At 71.4% G+C, this 20,094-nt stretch carries 22 protein-coding genes; 12 read left to right on the forward strand and 10 right to left on the reverse strand.

Annotated elements, in window-relative coordinates; genetic code table 11:
* Nucleotides 1-4 precede the first annotated feature (4 nt).
* The 4 genes from ACH4LD_RS27875 (at nucleotide 5) to ACH4LD_RS27890 (ending at nucleotide 3,449) form a co-directional block, all read left to right on the forward strand.
* A complete protein-coding gene (locus ACH4LD_RS27875; protein ID WP_014675013.1) occupies nucleotides 5-922 on the forward strand; it encodes a F0F1 ATP synthase subunit gamma in 918 nt (305 codons plus the stop codon).
* Complete coding sequence (gene atpD, locus ACH4LD_RS27880; protein WP_014675014.1) at nucleotides 923-2,359, forward strand: F0F1 ATP synthase subunit beta; 1,437 nt, start codon at nucleotides 923-925, stop codon at nucleotides 2,357-2,359.
* Between the two features lie 119 nt (nucleotides 2,360-2,478).
* A complete protein-coding gene (locus ACH4LD_RS27885) occupies nucleotides 2,479-2,853 on the forward strand; it encodes a F0F1 ATP synthase subunit epsilon (protein ID WP_014675015.1) in 375 nt (124 codons plus the stop codon).
* A gap of 149 nt (nucleotides 2,854-3,002) precedes the next feature.
* Complete coding sequence (locus ACH4LD_RS27890) at nucleotides 3,003-3,449, forward strand: DUF2550 domain-containing protein (RefSeq protein WP_356118421.1); 447 nt, start codon at nucleotides 3,003-3,005, stop codon at nucleotides 3,447-3,449.
* Between the two features lie 60 nt (nucleotides 3,450-3,509).
* On the opposite strand, the gene ACH4LD_RS27895 is transcribed toward ACH4LD_RS27890, so the two are convergent.
* From ACH4LD_RS27895 to ACH4LD_RS27905, 3 genes are all read right to left on the reverse strand, one after another.
* A complete protein-coding gene (locus ACH4LD_RS27895) occupies nucleotides 3,510-5,330 on the reverse strand; it encodes a glycosyl hydrolase family 18 protein (protein WP_398056039.1) in 1,821 nt (606 codons plus the stop codon).
* Nucleotides 5,331-5,455: 125 nt separating this feature from the next.
* Nucleotides 5,456-6,097: a response regulator gene (locus ACH4LD_RS27900; RefSeq protein WP_398056038.1), complete on the reverse strand. Its 642-nt coding sequence runs from the start codon at nucleotides 6,095-6,097 to the stop codon at nucleotides 5,456-5,458.
* The gene (locus ACH4LD_RS27905; protein ID WP_398056037.1) at nucleotides 6,094-7,266 is read right to left on the reverse strand and encodes a sensor histidine kinase; all 1,173 of its coding nucleotides are present in this window, start codon (nucleotides 7,264-7,266) and stop codon (nucleotides 6,094-6,096) included. The genes ACH4LD_RS27900 and ACH4LD_RS27905 overlap by 4 nt, the downstream gene beginning before the upstream one ends.
* A 151-nt stretch (nucleotides 7,267-7,417) precedes the next feature.
* Here ACH4LD_RS27905 and ACH4LD_RS27910 point away from each other — a divergent pair, with 151 nt between their 5' ends.
* Both ACH4LD_RS27910 and ACH4LD_RS27915 read left to right on the forward strand, forming a co-directional pair.
* Nucleotides 7,418-8,014, forward strand: a complete 597-nt coding sequence (locus ACH4LD_RS27910) for a hypothetical protein (RefSeq protein ID WP_398056035.1) — start codon at nucleotides 7,418-7,420, stop codon at nucleotides 8,012-8,014.
* Complete coding sequence (locus ACH4LD_RS27915; protein WP_398056034.1) at nucleotides 8,011-8,514, forward strand: DinB family protein; 504 nt, start codon at nucleotides 8,011-8,013, stop codon at nucleotides 8,512-8,514. The genes ACH4LD_RS27910 and ACH4LD_RS27915 overlap by 4 nt, the downstream gene beginning before the upstream one ends.
* Before the next feature lie 10 nt (nucleotides 8,515-8,524).
* On the opposite strand, the gene ACH4LD_RS27920 is transcribed toward ACH4LD_RS27915, so the two are convergent.
* Genes ACH4LD_RS27920 through ACH4LD_RS27930 form a run of 3 tightly spaced genes read right to left on the reverse strand, consistent with a single transcriptional unit; the run spans nucleotide 8,525 to nucleotide 10,653 of the window.
* Nucleotides 8,525-9,097, reverse strand: a complete 573-nt coding sequence (locus ACH4LD_RS27920) for a cob(I)yrinic acid a,c-diamide adenosyltransferase (protein WP_398056032.1) — start codon at nucleotides 9,095-9,097, stop codon at nucleotides 8,525-8,527.
* A 13-nt stretch (nucleotides 9,098-9,110) separates the two neighbouring features.
* Nucleotides 9,111-9,860 (reverse strand): ABC transporter permease, encoded by a 750-nt coding sequence (locus ACH4LD_RS27925; RefSeq protein ID WP_132788667.1) that lies wholly within the window; start codon nucleotides 9,858-9,860, stop codon nucleotides 9,111-9,113.
* A gap of 7 nt (nucleotides 9,861-9,867) precedes the next feature.
* Nucleotides 9,868-10,653: an ABC transporter ATP-binding protein gene (locus ACH4LD_RS27930; protein ID WP_398056031.1), complete on the reverse strand. Its 786-nt coding sequence runs from the start codon at nucleotides 10,651-10,653 to the stop codon at nucleotides 9,868-9,870.
* A gap of 79 nt (nucleotides 10,654-10,732) precedes the next feature.
* Here ACH4LD_RS27930 and ACH4LD_RS27935 point away from each other — a divergent pair, with 79 nt between their 5' ends.
* The gene (locus ACH4LD_RS27935; protein WP_398056030.1) at nucleotides 10,733-11,374 is read left to right on the forward strand and encodes a TetR/AcrR family transcriptional regulator; all 642 of its coding nucleotides are present in this window, start codon (nucleotides 10,733-10,735) and stop codon (nucleotides 11,372-11,374) included.
* On the opposite strand, the gene ACH4LD_RS27940 is transcribed toward ACH4LD_RS27935, so the two are convergent.
* Nucleotides 11,371-11,577, reverse strand: a complete 207-nt coding sequence (locus tag ACH4LD_RS27940) for a DUF397 domain-containing protein (protein WP_398056029.1) — start codon at nucleotides 11,575-11,577, stop codon at nucleotides 11,371-11,373. The genes ACH4LD_RS27935 and ACH4LD_RS27940 overlap by 4 nt on opposite strands.
* Nucleotides 11,559-12,401: a helix-turn-helix domain-containing protein gene (locus tag ACH4LD_RS27945; RefSeq protein WP_398056027.1), complete on the reverse strand. Its 843-nt coding sequence runs from the start codon at nucleotides 12,399-12,401 to the stop codon at nucleotides 11,559-11,561. Before ACH4LD_RS27945 ends, ACH4LD_RS27940 begins: the two co-directional genes overlap by 19 nt.
* Before the next feature lie 258 nt (nucleotides 12,402-12,659).
* Between ACH4LD_RS27945 and ACH4LD_RS27950 the strand changes: the two genes are divergently transcribed.
* The 3 genes from ACH4LD_RS27950 (at nucleotide 12,660) to ACH4LD_RS27960 (ending at nucleotide 16,826) form a co-directional block, all read left to right on the forward strand.
* Nucleotides 12,660-13,508 (forward strand): 3-hydroxyacyl-CoA dehydrogenase family protein, encoded by an 849-nt coding sequence (locus ACH4LD_RS27950; RefSeq protein WP_398056026.1) that lies wholly within the window; start codon nucleotides 12,660-12,662, stop codon nucleotides 13,506-13,508.
* Between the two features lie 158 nt (nucleotides 13,509-13,666).
* A complete protein-coding gene (locus ACH4LD_RS27955) occupies nucleotides 13,667-13,990 on the forward strand; it encodes an STAS domain-containing protein (RefSeq protein ID WP_014675024.1) in 324 nt (107 codons plus the stop codon).
* Nucleotides 13,991-14,213: 223 nt separating this feature from the next.
* Nucleotides 14,214-16,826 carry an ATP-binding protein gene (locus ACH4LD_RS27960; RefSeq protein WP_398056025.1) on the forward strand — a complete coding sequence of 871 codons (2,613 nt, stop codon included), beginning with the start codon at nucleotides 14,214-14,216 and terminating at the stop codon, nucleotides 16,824-16,826.
* A gap of 206 nt (nucleotides 16,827-17,032) precedes the next feature.
* On the opposite strand, the gene nucS is transcribed toward ACH4LD_RS27960, so the two are convergent.
* On the reverse strand, nucleotides 17,033-17,704 hold the full coding sequence (gene nucS / locus ACH4LD_RS27965; protein WP_103812615.1) for an endonuclease NucS: 672 nt from the start codon (nucleotides 17,702-17,704) through the stop codon (nucleotides 17,033-17,035).
* Between the two features lie 275 nt (nucleotides 17,705-17,979).
* Here nucS and ACH4LD_RS27970 point away from each other — a divergent pair, with 275 nt between their 5' ends.
* On the forward strand, nucleotides 17,980-18,372 hold the full coding sequence (locus ACH4LD_RS27970; RefSeq protein ID WP_030656147.1) for an SCO5389 family protein: 393 nt from the start codon (nucleotides 17,980-17,982) through the stop codon (nucleotides 18,370-18,372).
* Nucleotides 18,373-18,491: 119 nt separating this feature from the next.
* Here ACH4LD_RS27970 and ACH4LD_RS27975 read toward each other — a convergent pair whose 3' ends face one another.
* Nucleotides 18,492-19,520 (reverse strand): LLM class flavin-dependent oxidoreductase, encoded by a 1,029-nt coding sequence (locus ACH4LD_RS27975; RefSeq protein ID WP_398056024.1) that lies wholly within the window; start codon nucleotides 19,518-19,520, stop codon nucleotides 18,492-18,494.
* A gap of 233 nt (nucleotides 19,521-19,753) precedes the next feature.
* Between ACH4LD_RS27975 and ACH4LD_RS27980 the strand changes: the two genes are divergently transcribed.
* The gene (locus ACH4LD_RS27980; RefSeq protein ID WP_398056022.1) at nucleotides 19,754-20,086 is read left to right on the forward strand and encodes an ATP/GTP-binding protein; all 333 of its coding nucleotides are present in this window, start codon (nucleotides 19,754-19,756) and stop codon (nucleotides 20,084-20,086) included.
* The last annotated feature ends 8 nt before the right edge of the window (nucleotides 20,087-20,094 follow it).

Consider the following 20,094-nt stretch of genomic DNA (forward strand, 5'->3'; position numbering starts at 1 on the left):
ACTCATGGGAGCCCAGCTCCGGGTCTACAAGCGTCGCATCCGATCCGTCAGCGCGACCAAGAAGATCACCAAGGCGATGGAGATGATCGCCGCCTCGCGCGTCGTCAAGGCGCAGCGCAAGGTGGCGGCCTCCACGCCGTACGCGCAGGAGCTCACGCGCGCGGTCACGGCGGTCGGTACGGGGTCGAACACCAAGCACCCGCTCACCACGGAGACGGAGAACCCGACCCGTGCCGCGGTCCTGCTCCTCACGAGCGACCGCGGTCTGGCCGGCGCCTTCAACTCCAACGCCATCAAGGCGGCGGAGCAGCTGACCGAGCGCCTGGAGCGCGAGGGCAAGCAGGTCGACACGTACATCGTCGGCCGGCGCGGTGTGGCCCACTACAACTTCCGTGAGCGCAAGATCGCGGAGTCGTGGAGCGGCTTCACCGACGAGCCGACGTACGCGGACGCCAAGAAGGTGGCGGCGCCGCTGATCGAGGCCATCGAGAAGGAGACGGCCGAGGGTGGCGTGGACGAACTCCACATCGTCTTCACCGAGTTCGTCTCGATGATGACGCAGACGGCGCTCGACGCCCGGCTGCTGCCGCTGCGCCTCGAAGAGGTCGCCGAGGAGGCTCACCCGAAGGGCGAGATCCTCCCGCTGTACGACTTCGAGCCCTCGGCGGAGGACGTCCTCGACGCCCTGCTGCCGCGCTACGTGGAGAGCCGCATCTACAACGCGCTGCTCCAGTCGGCCGCTTCGAAGCACGCCGCCACGCGGCGCGCGATGAAGTCGGCCACCGACAACGCGGGCGAGCTGATCAACACGCTGTCCCGTCTTGCCAACGCGGCCCGCCAGGCCGAAATCACCCAGGAAATCAGCGAGATCGTCGGTGGCGCCAGCGCCCTGGCCGACGCGACCGCGGGGAGTGACCGATAAATGACCACCACTGTTGAGACCGCGACGGCTACGGGCCGCGTCGCCCGGGTCATCGGCCCGGTCGTCGACGTGGAGTTCCCCGTCGACGCGATGCCGGACATCTACAACGCCCTCCATGTCGAGGTCGCCGACCCGGCCAACGCGGGCGAGAAGAAGACGCTGACCCTGGAGGTCGCCCAGCACCTGGGTGACGGCCTGGTCCGCACCATCTCCATGCAGCCGACCGACGGTCTGGTCCGCCAGGCCCCGGTCGTCGACACCGGCGACGGCATCACCGTTCCGGTCGGTGACTTCACCAAGGGCAAGGTGTTCAACACCCTCGGTGAGGTGCTGAACGTCGACGAGCAGTACGAGGGCGAGCGCTGGTCCATCCACCGCAAGGCCCCGAACTTCGACGAGCTTGAGTCGAAGACCGAGATGTTCGAGACCGGCGTCAAGGTCATCGACCTGCTGACCCCGTACGTCAAGGGCGGCAAGATCGGTCTGTTCGGTGGTGCCGGCGTCGGCAAGACGGTGCTCATCCAGGAGATGATCTACCGTGTCGCCAACAACCACGACGGTGTCTCCGTGTTCGCCGGTGTCGGTGAGCGCACCCGTGAGGGCAACGACCTGATCGAGGAGATGTCCGACTCGGGCGTCATCGACAAGACCGCGCTGGTCTTCGGTCAGATGGACGAGCCGCCGGGCACCCGTCTGCGCGTCGCGCTGGCCGGCCTGACCATGGCCGAGTACTTCCGTGACGTCCAGAAGCAGGACGTGCTGTTCTTCATCGACAACATCTTCCGCTTCACCCAGGCCGGTTCCGAGGTCTCCACGCTGCTCGGCCGTATGCCGTCCGCGGTGGGTTACCAGCCGAACCTGGCCGACGAGATGGGCCTCCTCCAGGAGCGCATCACCTCGACCCGCGGTCACTCGATCACCTCGATGCAGGCGATCTACGTCCCCGCCGACGACCTGACCGACCCGGCCCCGGCCACCACCTTCGCCCACCTCGACGCGACGACGGTTCTGTCCCGTCCGATCTCCGAGAAGGGCATCTACCCGGCCGTGGACCCGCTGGACTCCACGTCCCGGATCCTGGACCCGCGCTACATCTCGCAGGACCACTACAACGCGGCCATGCGCGTGAAGACGATCCTGCAGAAGTACAAGGACCTCCAGGACATCATCGCGATCCTCGGTATCGACGAGCTCGGCGAGGAGGACAAGCTCGTCGTCCACCGTGCCCGTCGTGTGGAGCGCTTCCTGTCCCAGAACACCCACGTCGCCAAGCAGTTCACCGGCGTGGACGGCTCGGACGTGCCGCTCGACGAGTCGATCGCCGCGTTCAACGCGATCTGCGACGGCGAGTACGACCACTTCCCCGAGCAGGCGTTCTTCATGTGCGGTGGTCTTGAGGACCTCAAGAAGAACGCGAAGGAGCTGGGCGTCTCCTGACGTCAGGCACTCGCCTGAGTCGTGAGGGGGCGGGGTGCGTCCCGCCCCCTCACGCACGCCCACTAGAATTGACCCCAACACCCGGCGCCCCTGCCGGGTGGTGACCCGAGGAGCCACCCTTGGCTGCTGAGCTGCACGTCGAGCTGGTCGCCGCCGACCGCCAGGTCTGGTCCGGCGAGGCCACCCTGGTCGTCGCGCGCACCACGTCCGGCGACATCGGCGTCATGCCCGGTCACCAGCCGCTGCTCGGTGTGCTGGAGTCGGGCCCGGTGACCATCCGTACGAGTGAAGGTGGAACGGTCGTCGCCGCGGTGCACGGCGGTTTCATCTCGTTCGCGGACAACAAGCTGTCCCTGCTGGCCGAGATCGCCGAGCTGTCGGACGAGATCGATGTCCAGCGCACGGAGCGGGAACTGGAGCGTGCGAAGGCGGAGGGCGACGCCGTCGCCGAGCGCCGCGCGGACGTCCGACTGCGTGCTGCGACGGCGCGCTGAACCAGCCGCGCCACGTTGACGTCACTCAGCCGCGGCCGGCCCGGAGCAATCCGGTGCCGGTCGCGGCTGAGGCAGATGTGGGTGTTTTTTCCGTTTCATTACTCAGTCGTAGAAGCAGTTCTACCTAGGAGACGAGGAGGTCGGTGCCGATGGTCCTCGCTCTGACTGTGTGCGGGATCGTGGTCGCGCTCGTGGTGGTGGGACTGTTCCTGTTCGGGCTGCGCCGCAGGCTGATCCAGCGTTCCGGCGGCACCTTCGACTGTTCGCTGCGCTGGGATCTGCCCGAGAAACCGGACACGGGTGGCAAGGGCTGGTCCTACGGCGTCGCCCGCTACAACGGCGACCGCATCGAGTGGTACCGGGTCTTCTCCTACGCCCCCCGCCCCCGCCGCGTCCTGGAGCGCGGCCAGATCGAGGTGGCCGGCCGCCGGCTGCCCGAGGGTGAGGAGGAGCTGGCGCTGCTGTCCGACGCGGTGGTGCTGGCCTGTGCGCACCGGGGCACGCGCCTGGAACTCGCCATGAGCGAAGACGCGCTGACCGGTTTCCTCGCGTGGCTTGAGGCAGCCCCGCCCGGACAGAGGGTGAACGTGGCGTAGCCACGCTCACCCTCCCCCGGCAGCCCGGGGGAGGGTGAGCGGGTGTGGTGCCGTTCGCTCTTACAGGTTGCTGCTGATCGCGTTCACCAGTTCGCCGTTCGCGGTGTCACCGCTGAACTCCCAGAAGAACGCGCCGCCGAGGCCCTGGTTCTTGGCCCACGCCATCTTCGACGCGATGGTGGCGGGGGTGTCGTACGACCACCAGTTGCTGCCGCAGTGCGCGTAGGCGGTGCCGGCGACGGTGCCGGTGGCCGGGCAGGACGTCTTGAGGACCTTGTAGTCCTCGATGCCCTGCTCGTAGGTGCCGGTCGCCGGGCCGGTGGCCGTGCCGCCCGGGGCGTCCTGGGTGACGCCGGTCCAGCCGCGGCCGTAGAAGCCGATGCCGATGAGCAGCTTCTTCGCGGGCACGCCGATCGCCTTGAACTTGGCCATCGCGTCGGCGGTGGTGAAGCCCGCCTTCGGGATGCCGTCGTACGAGGTGAGCGGGGAGTGCGGGGCGGTCGGGCCCTTGGCGTCCCACGCGCCGAAGAAGTCGTACGTCATCACGTTGTACCAGTCGACGTACTGGGCGGCGCCCGCGTAGTCCGCGGCCTCGATCTTGCCGCCGGCCGAGCCGTCGGCGGTGGTGGCCGCGGTGACCAGGTTGTTCGAGCCGAACTTGGCGCGCAGCGCGGACATCACGTTCTTGAAGGCCGCGGCCCCGCTGGTGTCACAGGTCAGACCGCAGGCGTTCGGGTACTCCCAGTCGATGTCGATACCGTCGAAGACGTCGGCCCAGCGCGGGTCCTCGACCAGGTCGTAGCAGGACTGGGCGAAGGCGGCCGGGTTCTTGGCCGCGTCCGCGAACCCGCCGGACCAGGTCCAGCCGCCGAAGGACCACAGCACCTTGATGTTCGGGTACTTGGCCTTCAGCTGACGGAGCTGGTTGAAGTTGCCGCGCAGCGGCTGGTCCCAGGTGTCGGCGACGCCGCTGACCGACTGGTCGGCGGTGAAGGCCTTGTCGTAGTCGGCGTAGGAGTCGCCAATCGCGCACTTGCCGCCGGTGACGTTGCCGAAGGCGTAGTTGATGTGCGTGATCTTGGCCGCGGAGCCGGACGTCACCAGGTTCTTGACGTTGTAGTTGCGGCCGTAGATGCCCCACTCGGTGAAGTAGCCGAGCTTGACCTTGTCGCCGGTGGGCGGGGGAGTGGTGCCGCCGCCGGTGGTGTGCACCTTGACCGCGCCGCTGACCGGGCCGGTCTGGTCGGCGGTGTCCCGGGCCTGCACGGTGTAGGAGTAGTCGGTGCCGGCGGTCAGGCCCGTGTCGGTGTACGACGTGGTGGTGACCGTGGCGACCTTGGTGCCGTCGCGCAGGACGTCGTAGTTCTTGACGCCCTTGTCGTCGGTGGCCGCGCTCCAGCTGAGCTTCACCGAGGTGTCGGTGACCGAGGAGGCGGTCGGGGTGCCGGGGGCGGAGGGGGCCGCGTCGCCGGGGACCGTCGTGCCGTCGCAACTGTCGCCGTTGAGCTTGCAGTTGGACGGGGAGCCGGAGCCCGCGCCGTTGAAGCCGAAGGAGACGGAGGCGCCCGGGGCGAGGGTGCCGTTGTAGGACTTGTTCTTCGCGGTCCAGTGGGTGCCGGAGCCGGTGACGTCCGCGTCCCAGGCGGAGGTGACGGACGTGCCGGAGGGGAAGTCCCACTCGACGGTCCAGGAACTGATGCTGCTGGTGCCGGTGTTCTTGACGGTCCACTGACCACCGAAGCCGGTGCCCCAGTCGCTCGTCTTGGTGAAACTGGCCGTCGCGTTCGTCGCCGCCTGGGCGGGGCTCGCGAGTCCGACCAGGCCGGCCAGGGGGAGCAACAGGGTCGCGAACCCTGCCGCGGCTCTGTGTCTGAAGCGCATGCTGCGCCTCCCTCGTCATCGGGGGTGTCAGGGGCATGACTGAGCCTTCATGCCCACGGTGCTGCGAGGGTAGAAAGGTCTGGACCACCCGTCAATAGGTCTGGACCATTCCTGGGCAGGCCGAGCTAGACGCCCAACTCGCGGGCGAGAACCGCCGCTTGCACCCGGCTGCGCAGCTCCAGCTTGGCCAGCAATCGGCTGACGTGCGTCTTCACCGTGCCCTCCGCCATGTCCAGCCGGGCCGCGATCTCCGCGTTCGACAGGCCCTCGCCGATACAGCCCAGCACCTCCCGCTCCCGCCGGGTCAGGCCCTCCAGCACGGCCGGGTCGGCCTCCGTCTCCCGCGCCGGAGCCGCGGCGAACTCGGCGATCAGCCGCCGGGTCACGGCCGGGGCGACGATCCCCTCGCCGCGTGCCACCGTCCGTACCGCCTCCAGCAGTTCCCGCGCCTCGGTGTTCTTCAGCAGGAACCCGGCAGCGCCCGCCCGCAGCGCCCCGAAGACGTACTCGTCGAGGTCGAAGGTGGTCAGCACGAGCACGTCCGCGAGCCGCTCGGCGACGATCCGCCGGGTCGCGGACACCCCGTCCAGCCGGGGCATCTGCACGTCCATCAGCACGAGATCCGGCCCCAGCCTCCGGGTCAGCTCGACCGCCTGCTCGCCGTCCGCCGCCTCCCCGACCACCTCGATGTCGGGCGCGCTGCGCAGGATCAGGACGAGCCCGGCCCGGACGGCGGACTGGTCCTCGGCGACCAGGACACGGATCATGCGGGGTCTCCTTCGGTGAGCGGAAGCGTGGCGCGTACGGCCCACAGGGCGCCCTGCGGTCCGGCCTCGAACGTGCCGCCGAGCAGCGCGGCCCGCTCCCGCATCCCGGTCAGACCGGAACCGGAGCCGGGTGCGCGCGGGTCGTCGCCCGGCCGGTAGGGGCTGGTCACCCGGATGTCCAGCCTCCCGTCCCGCTGCCGCAGCGAGACCCGGACGTGCCCCTTCGCCGCGTGCTTCAGGGCGTTGGTCAGCGACTCCTGCACGATCCGGTAGGCGGCGAGCTCCACGGGCGCCGGCACCTTGCCGTGGCCGGCGTCGAGCGTGACGTCCAGGCCGCCCGCCCGAGCCCTGTCGACCAGCGCGCCGAGCCCGTCCAGCGTGGGGGACGCGGCGGGCTCCCGGTCCCCGGAGCTGTCCCGCAGGATGCCGATCAGCCGGCGCATCTCGGCCAGCCCCTCCACGCTGTTCTCCCGGATGACGGCCAGCGCCTCCTGGGAGGTCTTCGGGTCGTCGAGGGAGAGCGCGGCCGTCGAGTGGATGGCGATGGCCGACAGGTGGTTGGCGACCATGTCGTGCAACTCCCGTGCCATCCGGGCCCGTTCCGCGGTGACCGCCTGGGTGCGGTCCACCTCGGCGAGCAGTGCGGTCTGTTCGGCGCGCAGCCGGGCGGCCTCGGCGGCGTCGCGGTGGTTGCGCACCAGGGCGCCGGTGGCGGCCGGGGCCAGCGCCACCACCCCGACGCCCACACCGATCAGCAGCCCCTGCGGGTCCCGCCAGAGCGCCGCCGGCACGATCCCGCCGACGACCGTCAGCATGCCGGTGATCCACGGGATGCGGCGGGCGGAGGCCGGGGTGCCGTAGAGGACGGCCGCGTACACCAGGTCGGTGTACAGCACGACGGTGACGATGCTGCCGAGGGTCACGGTGTCCAGGGCCAGCGCGGCCGTACCGACCAGCAGCCCGACGCGCGGGCGGAGGCGGCGCAGCGGCTCGCACGCGGCGGTCACCGCCAGCGGCACCAGCGGTGCCCAGGGCGCGTGCCACAGCACCAGCGCGTCGGACGCCAGACGGGGATGAATGCCGAGCGCCCACAGCAGCACCCCGCCGACCAGCCCGCCCACGGCGATGCGCAGGTCGTCGCGGTGCGGGCGGGGGAGGGCGAGGGGCATGCCCCCATCCAACACGGCCGGGGGGCGGGTCGCCTGCGTCCGGGGGAGGGTCCTGGAGTGCGACTTTCGCTTACCGCGGTCTCCTCTGCGCCGACGACGAAACCGGCGGCCCCGGCCGGGAGCCTGGAAGGGTGGACGAGGGGAGCGAACCGTGATCGTCGGACTGATCATCGCCTGCGAGGTGGCGTTCTGGGTGCTGCTGGCGGCCGGACTGGCCTTCCGGTACGTGTTCCGGATGCCGCGCACCGGTCTGGCCCTGCTGCTGTCCGAGCCGCTCCTGGAGATCGTGCTCTTCGCCGTCACCGCGGTCGACCTGCGGAACGGCGCCGAACCGGACTGGCGGCACGGCCTCGCCGCGGTCTACATCGGCTTCACGGTCGGCCTCGGCCACTCCACCATCAGGTGGGCGGACGCCCGCGCGGCCCACCGCTTCGCCGGCGGCCCGCCCCCGGTGCGGCCGCCCAGGTACGGCACGGCCCGCACCGTCCACGAGTGGAAGGTCGCCGCCCGCTGGATCCTGGCCTCGGCCGTCGCCCTCGCCCTGCTCCAGGGCGCGGTCTGGTACGTCGGCGACGGCGGGGACACCCGTCCGCTGCGGGCTTGGCAGCAGCGCATGCTGTGGGTGATCGGCATCAACGTGGTCATCGCGGCGAGCTACACGCTGTTCCCCAAGCGGGAGCGGAAGGGCGGCGCCGCCGAAAATCCCGTCGACACGGGGACGGGCGCCGGGACATCATCACCGCGATGACACGCACCGACACGCCTCCCGCCTGGGACGAGCGCACCCAGCTGACCACCTTCCTCACCTACGTCCGCGCCACCGCGCGCGCCAAGTGCGAGGAACTCTCCGACGAGGACGCCGTGAAGGCGATCCTCCCCGGCTCACCGCTGATGACTCTGAGCGGGCTGATCAACCATCTGCGCTGGGTCGAGTACTACTGGTTCCGGGTCGTCTTCCTGGGGGAGCCGGACGAGGGTCCCTGGACCGACGAGGACCCCGACCGCGAGATGCGGATCGCCGTCGACGTCCCCCTGTCCCGGCTGCTCGCCGAGTACGCCGAGGAGTCCGCCCGGCACGACGAACTCGTCGCCGCGCACGACCTGGACACCAGGGCACAGGTGAAGCGGGGCGACGGCGATCCGGTGGACCTGCGCTGGATCCTGCTCCACCTCATCGAGGAGACGGCCCGGCACAACGGCCACATCGACATCCTGCGCGAGCAGATCGACGGCCGGACCGGCGACTAGACCAGCGGGGCTAGCGCTCCCCGCCCGGTACCCACAGCACGTCTCCGGTCTCCCGGTTGGCGCTGCGGGCCAGGATGAACAGCAGGTCGGAGAGGCGGTTCAGGTAGGTCGCGGTGAGCGGGTTCATCGTCTCGCCGTGCACCTCCAGGGCCGCCCAGGTGGAGCGCTCGGCCCGGCGTACGACCGTGCACGCCTGGTGCAGCAGGGCGGCGCCCGGGGTGCCGCCCGGCAGAATGAAGGAGCGCAGCTTCTCCAGCCGCTCGTTGAAGCGGTCGCAGTCCGCCTCCAGCCGGTCGATGTAGAACTGCTCCACCCTGAGCGGGGGGAACTCAGGGTTCTCCACCACGGGCGTCGACAGGTCCGCGCCGACGTCGAACAGGTCGTTCTGGACGCGGGTGAGGACCGCGACGATCTCCTCGTCCAGGCCGCCCAGCGCGATGGCGGTGCCGATCACCGCGTTGGCCTCGTTGGCGTCCGCGTAGGCGGAGATCCTCAGGTCCGTCTTGGGCACCCGGCTCATGTCGCCGAGGCTGGTGGTGCCCCGGTCGCCGGTCCTCGTGTAGATGCGCGTCAGGTTGACCATGCGGCCAGCGTAGTTACGCCCCGGCCGTCCGGAACACCCGTGTGCCCGCCGTCACGGCCGCTGCGGCGAAGCCGACGGCCACCAGGACGCCGTAGAGCATGTGCGCGCTCGTGTACTCGCCGACGTACGCGTCGCGGACGGCGTCCACCAGATAGCGGAACGGGACGAAGTGCGACAGCACGTCCAGCCAGGCGGGCGCGAGGGTCATCGGGAGCATCAGGCCGGACAGCAGCATCGACGGCATCGACACCATGTTGATCAGCGGGCCGAACTCCTGCGGGGTGCGGACCTTCATGCCGAGCGCGTACGACAGCGACGCGAGCGAGACGGTGAGCAGGGCGACGAAGGCGAAACCGATCAGGATGCCGGCCAGCGGCGCGCGCAGGCCCATCACCAGCGCGGCCAGCACCAGCAGCACCGCCTGGAAGACGAACACCGTGGCGTCCCGCAGTACCCGGCCGAGCAGCAGGGCGAGCCGGCTGACCGGTGTCACCCGCATCCGCTCCACCACTCCCTGCCCCTTCTCCATGATGACCGTGAAACCGGCGAACAGGGCGCCGAACAGGCCGAGCTGGAGCAGTAGTCCGGGGACCAGCACCTGCCAGGAGCTGCCCTGTCCGCCCAGGGGCAGACCGGTGAGCAGGGGGCCGAAGAAGAGCAGGTAGAGCAGGGGCGTCAGCACGCCGAAGAGCAGGGCGAAGCGGGAGCGCAGGGACTGACGGAGATAGCGGCCGTAGACGAGGGCCGTGTCGTGGAGAAGCATTCCGGTCCTAGACGGCGACGGGGGCGGTGTCGGCCGGGGAGGGCCCGCGGCCGGTGACGGCGAGGAAGGTGTCCTGGAGGGTGGCGTCGAGCGAGCCGCCGTAGCGGAGCTTGAGCGCGCCCGGGGTGCCCTCGGCGGCGACCGTGCCCCGGTCGACGATCACCAGGCGGTCGGCGAGGGCGTCGGCCTCGTCCAGGTGGTGGGTGGTCAGGAAGACGGTCGTACCGTGCGCGTCGCGCAGCCGGCGGACCAGGTCCCACAGGTCGGCGCGGCTCGCGGGGTCCAGGCCGGTCGTCGGCTCGTCCAGGAAGAGCACCTTCGGGCGGTGGGTGAGCGCCATCGCGATGTCCAGGCGGCGCCGCTGACCGCCGGAGAGTGCGCCGGTCTTCCGGTCCAGGAGGCCGGTGAGGCCCAGGTCCGCGGCCAGTTCCCCGGCGCGGGCGACCGCCTCCGCCTTCGGCAGGCGGTACATCCGGCCCTGGGTGACCAGTTCCTCCCGCACGGTGATCTGCGGATCGACCCCGCCGGACTGGGCGACATAGCCGCTCACCCGGCGCACCCCGGCCGGATCGGTCGCGAGGTCGTGGCCGGCCACGGTGGCCGCGCCGCCGGTCGGCTTCAGCAGGGTGGTGAGCATCCGCAGAGTCGTGGTCTTGCCGGCGCCGTTGGGGCCGAGGAAGCCGAGGATCTCGCCCTCGTGGACGGTGAGGTCGATGCCGCGGACGGCGTCGACGGGGCCGGCTTTCGTCCGGAAGGTGCGGGCCAGGCCCGCCGTGCTGATGACTGCTGGCATGCCCTCAGAAAAACAGAGTCCCTGAAATTTTGCAACGACTCCAAGTTTTCAGGGGGTGCAGCGAAGTTAGGATGCGGGCATGGCAGAGGGGCTCAGGGAGCGGAAGAAACGACAGACCCGGCAGTACATCTCGGACGTCGCCACCGGACTGTTCCTGGAGCGTGGCTTCGAGGCGGTGACCGTCGCGGAGATCGCCGAGGCGGCGAACGTCTCCGTCAACACGGTCTACAACTACTTCCCCGCCAAGGAAGACCTCTTCTTCGACCGCTCCGCCGGCGTGGCCGACCGGCTCGCGCGCTGGGTCCGGGGCCGGGACGCCGGGGAGTCCGCCGCGCGCGCCGTCCTGCGCGAACTGCGCGGCGAGGTCGAGGCCGTCTCACCCCGGGTCGGCCTGATGGAGGGCTACGACCGCTTCATGCGCGTCATCCACGAGGCCCCGCCGCTGCGCTCCCGGCTGTGGAGCCTCCAGCAGGAGATCCACGACACCCTGGAGGCGGCCCTGCGCGAGGAGACCGGCGCCGGCGCCGACGATCCCCTGCCGGACCTGATGGCCGGTCAGATCTGCTGGATCCACCAGTCCGTCTTCGTCACCATCGGCCGCGAGATGCTCGCCGGGCGCAAACCGGCCGAAGTGTCACGGGAGGTCCTGGTCCTGCTGGACGACATCGAGGACCTGTTGAGCGACAAGGTCCTCGGCTATGCCGTCCGGGGCGAGCCCTAGCGGAGCGTGCCCGTCCGCACGGCGGCGACGAACGACGACCAGGGCCCGGCCCCGAAGAGGAGGGCGGGACCGTCGGGGGCCTTGCTGTCGCGGACGGGGACGGCGGGGGAGAGGTCGTCGGAGACTTCGAGGCAGGCGCCGTCGTCGGGGTTGCTGTAGCTGCTCTTGCGCCACGTCACGCCGGTCATGTCGCTGGCTCGCACGGCACTTCCTCCAACACTCGCAGGATGAACTTCCGCGACTCGGCGGGACCGAGTGCCTGGTCGCGCATTGCGTCGTACGCACGTTGCAGTCGCTCAACCGCGGCGTTTTCCTCGACCAGTTCACCACGGTGGGCGTTCTCCGTGTACGCCACCGCAGTGCCGGATGTCAGCCGCAGGAACATGACGTCGGTGCTCACCAGGCCGTGCAGGCCCGAGCGGTCCGGCAGTGCCTGAAGAGTGATGTTGGGGCGCTCGGACACCTCCAGCAGATAGTCCAACTGCTCCCGCCACGCCGCCTCGTCGCGCAGCGGCGTGCGCAGCGCCGTCTCGGCGATCAGGGCGCGGAACGGCGGGGCGTCCTCGCCCTCCAGGAGTAGCCGCCGACCGATACGCGCGGTCACCTGCTGGTCCAGTTGAGCGCCCTTGTAGCCGCCGAGTGCGAGCACCTCGCGTGCATAGGCGTCCGTCTGCAACAGGCCGGGCAGGACGCTCACGGAGTACTGCCAGAGACTCACCGCCTCCGCCTCCAGCGTCATGTACCGCCGGTACCGCTCCTTGAACTGCGTCGGGTCCGCCACCGCCATCTCCCACATCGCCAGCAGCGGTCCGGGCGTCCCGTAGTACTGGTCCAGCGTCTCCGCCACCTCCGGCCCGCCCAGCGTCTCCCCGCTCTCCAGCTTCCTGAAGAGCGAGGGGTCCCAGCCGGCCGCCTTGGCCAGTTCGCGCAGGCTCAGGCCCCTGGAGGTGCGGAGCAGGCGGAGTTCCTCCGCGTAGCGTCGGCGGGGCTCCTGGCTGCGTCCGGTGATCGCCCTGCGCATCGGCATGGGGCACCCCCTTCGCGGTCGCGGTGTGACGGTCCGTACACGGAGCGTATCGGCGCGCGGGTGACCGCGGTGCCGGAAAGAGCCACGCGGAACCGGTACGGGTTGACGCCCACTCACCCGCCGCCGCCCCCGTACCCCTGCCGGTGTGATCTCCGTCAAATGGGACGTGACGCGCGTTACTTACCGGTCACACAGCGGCGCCGGAGCGCTATGGTCCGCCGAGAGGCAGACCTTTCACCGCGTTCATAGGGAGTCGGAGTGGCACGGAAGCTCGCCGTCATCGGGGCCGGTCTCATGGGTTCCGGCATCGCCCAGGTCGCCGCGCAGGCGGGCTGGGACGTCGTCCTGCGTGACGTCACCGACGAGGCGCTGAAGCGCGGCACCGACGGCATCAAGGCCTCGTACGACAAGTTCGTCGGCAAGGGCAAACTGGCGGCCGAGGACGCCGAGGCCGCCCTCGCGCGCATCACCCCGACCACCGACCTGGACGCCGCCGCCGAGGCCGACATCGTGGTGGAGGCGGTCTTCGAGAAGCTGGAGGTCAAGCACGAGATCTTCCGCGCGCTCGACAAGCTCGTGCGCGAGGACGCCGTGCTCGCCTCCAACACCTCCGCCATCCCGATCACCAAGATCGCGGCGGCCACCGAGCGCCCCGAGCGGGTCGTCGGCGTGCACTTCTTCTCGCCGGTGCCGATGATGCAGCTCGTCGAGCTGGTCCGCGGCTACAAGACCAGCGACGAAACCCTCGCCGCCGCGCGGGAGTTCGCCGAGTCCGTCGGCAAGACCTGCATCGTCGTCAACCGGGACGTCGCCGGCTTCGTCACCACCCGGCTCATCTCCGCCCTCGTGGTGGAGGCGACCAAGCTCTACGAGTCCGGCGTCGCCACCGCCGAGGACATCGACCTCGCCTGCAAGCTGGGCTTCGGCCACGCCATGGGCCCGCTCGCCACCGCCGACCTCACCGGCGTGGACATCCTGCTGCACGCCACCAGCAACATCTACACCGAGTCCCAGGACGAGAAGTTCGCCCCGCCGGAGCTGATGCGCCGGATGGTGGATGCCGGTGACATCGGCCGCAAGAGCGGGCAGGGCTTCTACAGGTACTGAGTCAACCCGATCACGCACGACCACCCCGGGAGTGTCACTCCCCGGGGTGAATTCGGTATCGGTTCGCTTACAAGCAGCAACCGCACCGCCACCCGAACAGTCAGACGTTGCACAGCATCGTCACCGAGTACGCCAACCGCACTCAACGGGGAGCGCATATGCACATCAGGGGCGACCACGCCGAGCTGGTCGTCGGGGGCCGCCTCGACGTCCGCAGCGCGGCGGACGCCCGTACGGCCCTGCACTCGGCCGTCGACACCGGAGTCGGCGATCTGGTGCTCGACCTGTCCGAACTGGACTCCTGGGACGCCACCGGACTCGGGGTGATCATGGGTGCCCACCGGCGGGCCGGCCGTTGCGGGCGCCGTCTGGTGCTGCGGGGCGTGCCCCCGCAGATGCAGCGTCTGCTGGTGGCGACCCGGCTGCACCGCATCCTCGCCATCGAGGGCGGCATCGGGGTGGAGTCGCTGCCCCGGGTGTGACGCACGGGGAGCGAGATACGCAATCCTCACAAGACCGTGACGTCTCGGGCCGCACGGCACCCCGCCCTGTCGGAGACACTGGGGAAAGGTTTAGGGTGCGGTCGCCCGCCGCCTCGCAACCCTCGACCGTGCGGGCCCGGACCAGAAGCGACAGCGCGGTGTGCGACAAGGCCGGGAGGGGCCGCAAACACGGGCACACGACGCTTTTGGGGGGCTTGAACCCATGGACCCGATCGAGCCGATCGACCCGGTCAACCCGGGCTCCGAAGAACACGGCCAGGCGCACGGCCGCCGCCCGCCCCGGGACTCCCTCGGCTCCGACTTCGCCGCGGGCCCGGCCGTGCCCGCCCGCATGGCCCAGCTCGTCACCGGCGACCTTCAGCTCACCGTCAATCCGGTCGACGGCAGCGAGATAGAGCCCTGCCCGCCGGCCGAGCTCCCCGGCAGGCCCCGCAAGCGCACCGCCGCCGAGCGCGCCGGGACGGAACGCGCCGCCCTGCCGCCCGTGCCGCCCGGCCCCGCCCAGCCGGAGCTCTCCCTGCTGGAACGCCAGGACGAACGCGAGCGCCTGGTCCGCCTCCTGGCCCGGGGGCGCTCGGTCCGGCTCACCGGCCCGGCCGGCTCCGGCCGCACCGCCCTGCTCGACCTGGTCGCCGAGGACTGCCTGGACCTCGCCCCCGACGGTGTGGTCCGCCTCAGCGGCTTCCACCGCACGGCCGGCGACCTCCTGCACGACCTGTTCCACGCCGTCCACGACGCCCCCCGGTACCGTCCCGACCGGGATGCACTCCTCGCCTGCGTCCAGGAGATCGGCGCGGTCGTCGTCCTGGACGACCTGGAGTTCGGCGGTGCCGCACTGGACGAACTGCTCGACGCCACCCCCGAGTGCGCGTTCCTGTTCGCCGCCACCCCCGACGTGCCCGCGCCCTCCGCCGGGTCCGACGTCGAGGAGGTCTTCCTCGGCGGCCTCGACCGCGCCGCCGGCGTGGAGATCCTGGAACGCGCCGTCGGCCGGGTGCTCACCGAGGAGGAGGCCAACTGGGCCGGCGACCTCTGGTTCGAGTCCGAGGGGCTGCCCCTGCGGTTCGTTCAGGCCGGCGCCCTGCTCCGGCAGCGCGACCAACTGCGGGCCAGCACCGGCGCGGTCGACGAGTACGGCGTCTTCGAGGACGTGCGCCTGCCGGCCGATCCGCCCCTGGACCTGGAGGACGAGGTCCCGCTGCCCTCCCTCGGCGAGGCCGCGGCCCCCGCCCCGCTGCTCGCCTCCCGGCTCAGCGCCTCCGCCCGCGCCACCCTCCGCTTCGCCGTCGCCCTCGGCGGTGAGGTACCGCACCAGGCGCACCTGCCCGCGCTGGTCGGCGACACCCACGCGGACGCCGCCCTCGGCGAGCTGGCGAGCTGCGGCCTGGTCTCCCCGGTCGGCTCCCGCTACCGCCTCGCGGCCGGCGTGCAGACCCAGCTGGAGGCCGCCGGGTACGCCGACGACGCCCCCGGCCACGCCGACACCGCCGCCCAGCACTACGCCTGGTGGGCCGGCCACCCCTCCGTCACCCCGGAGCGGGTGTGCGCGGAGGCCGGCGCGGTCCTCGCCGCGCTCGCCGCCGTCGTACCGCGCACGACGCCGCCCGTCGAGGGCGAGGAGAGCGGCGCGGTACGGCTGGCCCGCACGGCCGCGCCGGCCTTCGCCGCCGGGCTCCACTGGAGCGCCTGGGAGCGGGCCCTGCGGTCGGGCGCGGAAGCCTCCCGGCTGTCCGGCGAGGTGACCGAACAAGCCTACTTCCACCACGAGTTGGGCATACTCGCGCTCTGCACCGGCCAGCTCGACCGGGCCCGTGCCGAACTGGAGGCGTCGAGCGGGCTGCGCGGCGCCCTCGCCGACAAGCGGGGCACGGTCGCGGGCCGGCGCGCCCTGGCCCTGCTCGCCGACCGCTCGGGCGAGGCGCCCGGGCTCCCGCCGGTGGCCGTGGGGGAGGAGCCGGCGGAGGTACGGCAGGAGGAGCGGGCGCCGACGCCGTACGAGACCGCGGTCACCCAGCGGGTCCCCGCGCCCCGGCCGAGGGGCGGCATCCGGCGCCTGGCCCGGCGCAACCTGGTGGCGGCCGGCTCCGGCGCGCTGCTCGCCGCCGTGCTCGGTACGGTCGTCACGCTCGGCATGACCTCCCCCGACGACGCGGGCCGCAACCCGGCCGGCAAGGTCGACGCCAACCCGTCCGCCGGTCAGGACATGGGCGACGGCGGCCCGGGCACGGGGCCGACGGACACCGGCGACACCGGTTCGGCCAGCAGCCGGCCCACGTCACCGGGGCCCGACGGCACGTACGGTACGGCGGACGACCCGGCACCGCCCGCCGCCCCGTCCCGCCCGTCGGAGAGCATCGAGCCCTCCGGCCCCCACTCCTCTTCCGGCTCACCGTCCAAGTCACCGGAGCCGGGAGGGTCGAGCGGCGGTACGACGGGGGGCACGACCGGCGGCTCGACCGGTGGGACGACGGGCGGTACGACCGGCGGCTCCACGGGCGGTTCGACGACCGGCGGCTCGACGACCGGTGGCTCGACGAGCGGCGGGACGGGCGGTACGACGACCGGCGGTACGACCACGGGTGGGAGCGGAACCGGCGGCTCGACCGGCACGACGGGCGACACCACCGGGAGCACCGGCGGCACGACGGACGGCACGACGAGCGGCGGCTCGACCGGCGGCGACACCGGGGGCACCACGGGCGGCGACACCGGCGGCGGCACGACGACGGGCGGCACGGACGGCTCCGCCGGTGGGACGTCGAGCAGCGCGTCGGCATCGGAAACGGCCCCGGGGGCGACCGGCACGCTGATGTGACCGGCGGTGCCCGACGCTCTCAGGCCGGTTCGGCACCGCCGGTCCCCGCCGCGGTGGCGGAGCGCCGTCGGGGCGGGACAGTGGGCGGCGGAGAGGGAGCGGGCGGCAGGAAAGAAGGGCGGTGGAGCGGGGTGCGCGGCTGAGGTACGGGGTGCGGGCCCGGAGACGGGGCCCGGGTCGTCGGCCGGGACGAGCGGAGCGTGCCGCTAGAACAGACGGAGCTTGTCGTCCTCGATACCGCGCAGGGCGTCGTAGTCCAGGATGTGGCAGTTGATGCCGCGGTCGGTGGCGAGGACGCGGGCCTGGGGCTTGATCTCCTGGGCGGCGAAGATGCCCCGGACCGGGGCCAGGTGCGGGTCGCGGTTCAACAGGTCGAGGTAGCGCGTCAGTTGCTCCACGCCGTCGATCTCGCCCCGCCGCTTGATCTCGACCGCCACCGTCTGGCCGTCCGCGTCCCGGCACAGGATGTCCACGGGGCCGATCGCCGTCATGTACTCGCGGCGGATGAGGGTGTACCCGTCGCCCAGCGTCTCGATGCGGTCGGCGAGCAGCTCCTGGAGGTGCGCTTCCACGCCGTCCTTGATCAGACCCGGGTCCACACCCAGTTCGTGCGAGGAGTCGTGGAGGATCTCCTCCATCGTGATGATCAGTTTCTCGCCCGCCTTGTTGACGACGGTCCACACGCCCTCGTCCTCGCCGGTGCCCTCCTTCAGCGTGCAGGGCGGCGACATCCAGTTGAGCGGCTTGTAGGCCCGGTCGTCGGCGTGGATGGAGACGCTGCCGTCCGCCTTGACCAGGATCAGTCGCGGGGCCGAGGGCAGGTGGGCGGTGAGCCGGCCGGCGTAGTCGACCGAGCAGCGGGCAATGACGAGACGCATGGTCGGCAACGCTACTCGACGCCCGCCGGTGCTCGCGATCCGTCCGCCCAGCTCCCAGTGGATCGCACCATTTGTCCCTTGAAACTCTTGTTCATCCCTGGCCGATTGTGGGCGTAACGGGATCGGTTCATATACGCATTCTGCTGGTGTGGTCACCGACCGTTGCCTACCGTAGGTACGGGAGGTTGCGGCCCCTGTACCGAGCGTGTTCGAAATCGCGAACTCCCTTATCTGTCCGGCAACCCCTGCTCTTCGGGGGTGCGAGAGGAGAACCCATGTCGCTCGACGTCTCACCGGCCCTACTCGAACAGGCCGAGCGAGGCGAGGTCGACGAAGCAGCATTCGTCGACTGCGTCCGGACCTCCCTGCCCTACGCATGGGAGATGATCAGCTCCCTGGTGGCCCAGCTGAAGGTGGACGGCGGACCCTTCGCCGACAACCAGACGCCCCCGCCGGACGAGCAGGCGCGCGGTCAGCTGCTGCGTGCGCTCGCGAGTGACGCGATACGCGGCGCGTTGCAGCGGCACTTCGGTGTGCGGCTGGCCTTCCAGAACTGCCACCGCGTGGCGGTGTTCCCGCTGGACGCCTCGGTGGACGAGACGTTGGCCCGCTTCACGTCGGTGCGCAGCCAGTTGCTGAACCAGTCGCCGGAGCTCCGGGACTGCTGACGCGCGGTTCCGGTACGGCCGAGACGGACAGCCGCCGGCTTGCCGCTCCACCCGCCGGGGGAGGTGCATTGAGGACCGGGGCGGCAAGCCCCCCAGGTGACTTGCGCGTGGGAGGCCGGTCAGCGCAGCTGGGGCAGCACCTCGGCGCCCAGGCGCCGCAGGTTCTCCTCCGTGGCCGCGAGGTCGCCCGAGCCCTCCACCAGGAGGGCGAAGCGGGAGATGCCGGTGCGCTCCGAGGTCGCCGCGAGCCGGTCGGCGGCGAGCCGCGGGGTGCCCACCGGGTGCAGTCCGCAGAGCAGTTCGGTGTAGGCGTACGGGTCGCGCATCGCGCGCGCCCGTCCGTCCACCGTCACATGGGCGTCCAGGCCCTGCCGCAGCCAGCCGGGCATCGCCTTCAGCAGCGTCTCCACCGCGTCCGTGCGCCGGTCGGCGAGCTGGCAGACCCCGGCGGAGACGTGGGCGGCGCCCGTGATCTCCTCGGCCGGCCGGCCCGCCGCGCGGGCGCAGCGCCGCCACAGGGCGACCATCTCGGCCTTCTCCTCGTCGCCGACGTGCATGCCGAGCAGCATGGGCAGCCCGCGCTCCGCGGCCAGCCGTACGCTCGCCGGTGAGGTGCAGGCGAGGACGACCTCGGGGCCCGGCGTGTCCGTCAGGGCTTCCGACGGGCGGGGGACGACCGGCACCTCGCGGAAGGAGTACCGCTCCCCGGAGGCCGCCACGGACGGTTCGCCCAGCCAGCGCAGCAGCAGATCGAGCGACTCCGGGAACCCGTGTTCGTACGCCTCCAGTCCCGCGCCGAACACCTCCAGGTCCACCCAGGGGCCACCGCGCCCGACGCCCAGCGTGAACCGCCCGCCACTGGTCAGGTGCAGCAGCGCGGCCTGCTCGCCGAGGGCGACCGGGTGGGCCGTGGGCAGTACGCTGACCGCCGTGCCGACCCGGATGCGGCGGGTGCGGCCGAGCAGCAGCGCGGCCAGGGTGACCGCGGACGGGCATGTGCCGTAGGGCACGAAGTGGTGCTCGGCGAGCCAGACCGCGTCCAGCCCGGACTGCTCGGCGACCTCCGCCGAGCGGACGGCCCGGTGCAGGGCCTCCCCGGGGCCCTGGCCCGGGAACTGGGCCGCCAGCACAAAACTTCCTACGTGCATCGCATTTCCTGCTTCCTTGGCTCCGACCCGGAGCTCCCCCACCCGGCATAACCGTCTGACACGTGCCCAGGACACGGCCTGGCCGAAGAGATTTGCGGATTGTCTGCAGAATGGGTCGCAGGGGAGGGGGACTTGTACGGGTTGGTTCCCTACGCGTACCCCACGCGTACCCGTCTCGATGGCGCGTAGGCTGGATGGAGCCGTGCTTCCTGTATAGCCCCGAGAGGTGTCCCGTGTCCCCGCGTCGCAACCGACCGAAGGCAGCCGGATCGTCGGGCCGGAGCGCCGAGGACGACCCCGCCGGCCGGTACGGCGGCTGGCAGTCGACGGAGAGCTGGCAGGGCGAGGAGTGGAGCGTGCGTCATGTCGCCGGGGCCAGCGCGGAGGGCAAGACCTACCGCTGCCCGGGCTGCGACCAGCTCATCCCCTCCGGCGTCCCGCACGTGGTGGCCTGGCCGGAATACGCGGGCGTCGACGACCGCCGGCACTGGCACAAGGCCTGCTGGAACGCGAAGGACCGCCGCACCACGCGGGTGCAGCGGTCCCGTAACGCGCCGAGGTTCTGAGCCGTACG

It is taken from the genome of Streptomyces sp. NPDC017676 (genome assembly GCF_044329325.1).
In the GTDB taxonomy this organism is placed as follows: Bacteria; Actinomycetota; Actinomycetes; order Streptomycetales; family Streptomycetaceae; genus Streptomyces.